Genomic DNA, 1,308 nt, shown 5'->3' on the forward strand with positions numbered 1-1,308 from the left:
CGATCCTTAGACAGCCGTCTGACGAGGTGCATTCAGTGCGGCCGCCACCTGCAACAAGGTATCGATAGCCGTTCGTCGTCATCCATCTTTTTCACGAGGGCGAAGTCCCGGATATGGAAAGCGCGCGCTGCCGGAGCGTCCGTTGGGCGCCCTCCGAAGCGGCCCGGACAGTCTGCTGGGCTGGCCAGTCCGCGTCGGCCGCAATAGAAAGGCCGCCCCACGTGAATGGCAGATGGAACGGCCTTCTTATGGCACGGGGCTCAATAGGTCTTTTTGGGTGCCGCAGCCTTCGCAGTGTGCTTCCTGTGCTTCACCGGGCACTTGTGCTTCTTGGTCGGCTTGCAAACCTTCTTCTTCGCTACGTTCTTCTGGTGCGGCTTCGCAGCCGTGGTTGCGGCCGTCGTGGTCGTGGCAGCCGGAGCGGCCGTTTTGGTGGCGGCGTTGCCGAGAACCGGCATCGATAAGGCCAGAGCAACGGCGAGGCTGAGGGCGGAAAGGAGGGACTTCTTCATGGCTTTTTCTCCTTGCTACGCAGGTCGGCTTTAGGTGGCACTGCATCGGGATCGATCGGCGTCACGCCAAGCAGCTTCAAAGCATTTGCGAGCGTCCGGATTCCCTGCGCCTCCTTCTTCTTGGCGCAGAGCCGGTTTCCCCTTCTTTGCAGCGCCTTCGCCGCGGCGACCTGCGTTGCCGCGGGATGGGTTTCGAGGGCTTCGTCAATTTGGCGGCTGAGATTAGAGCAGCGTTCGGTCCGGGTCGTCGCAACCTTGGTCCCGCCAGCTTCAACCGGGCCGGTGACGAGCGAAATGCCCAGCAACGCGCCCATCAAGCTGATCGAGAACCTTTGCATCGCTTGTCGCCAATCCGAGCAAGTGCTGCAGTGCAGCAGCCGATGATGACCTTCTGGTGTTTTTCTGGTTTGTTTCTGAATTGTGTCTGAGCTTGCGCGTAAGCTTCGCCCCTCAAACGATCTGCAATTGGGGTAAGCTGGTCGGGCTTAAGCGCCGTGCCAAGCGGCTGACGGGCGTGACGACCGGTCCCGACAGCTTCACTCGCAACCCCATGTACCTTGGGCTGTCATGGTTATCCTTGGGATCGCCTTGTGGATCGGCGCGTCGCGCGGCGCCTATCGCCATCTTCATTGCCGCAAGAAATCCATATCCGCGTAGACTTTCACACAGGACATTCGTTCACTTTCGTGGCAGATCCCGCCGGTCTCCCCATTGAGTTCTATCAGGATCGAGTTTGATAGTCGGAGACTGCGACGAGAAGAGTGAGTGCGGAGCCGTCGGCATCCGGCTGACGGTC

At 60.2% G+C, this 1,308-nt stretch carries 2 protein-coding genes; both read right to left on the reverse strand.

All coding sequences use genetic code 11. The features are described from left to right. Nucleotides 1-260: 260 nt before the first annotated feature. Nucleotides 261-512: a hypothetical protein gene (locus JT360_RS33075; protein WP_214477639.1), complete on the reverse strand. Its 252-nt coding sequence runs from the start codon at nucleotides 510-512 to the stop codon at nucleotides 261-263. After that, nucleotides 509-850 (reverse strand): hypothetical protein, encoded by a 342-nt coding sequence (locus JT360_RS33080; protein WP_214477642.1) that lies wholly within the window; start codon nucleotides 848-850, stop codon nucleotides 509-511. Before JT360_RS33080 ends, JT360_RS33075 begins: the two co-directional genes overlap by 4 nt. Between the last annotated feature and the right edge of the window lie 458 nt (nucleotides 851-1,308).

It is taken from the genome of Mesorhizobium sp. dw_380 (assembly GCF_018588885.1).
Lineage (GTDB): Bacteria > Pseudomonadota > Alphaproteobacteria > Rhizobiales > Rhizobiaceae > Mesorhizobium.

What these genes read in the sequence shown, in the direction of transcription:
- JT360_RS33075 (WP_214477639.1), bottom strand. Translation starts at nt 512, where the DNA reads ATGAAGAAGTCCCTCCTTTCCGCCCTCAGCCTCGCCGTTGCTCTGGCC.
- JT360_RS33080 (WP_214477642.1), bottom strand. Translation starts at nt 850, where the DNA reads ATGCAAAGGTTCTCGATCAGCTTGATGGGCGCGTTGCTGGGCATTTCG.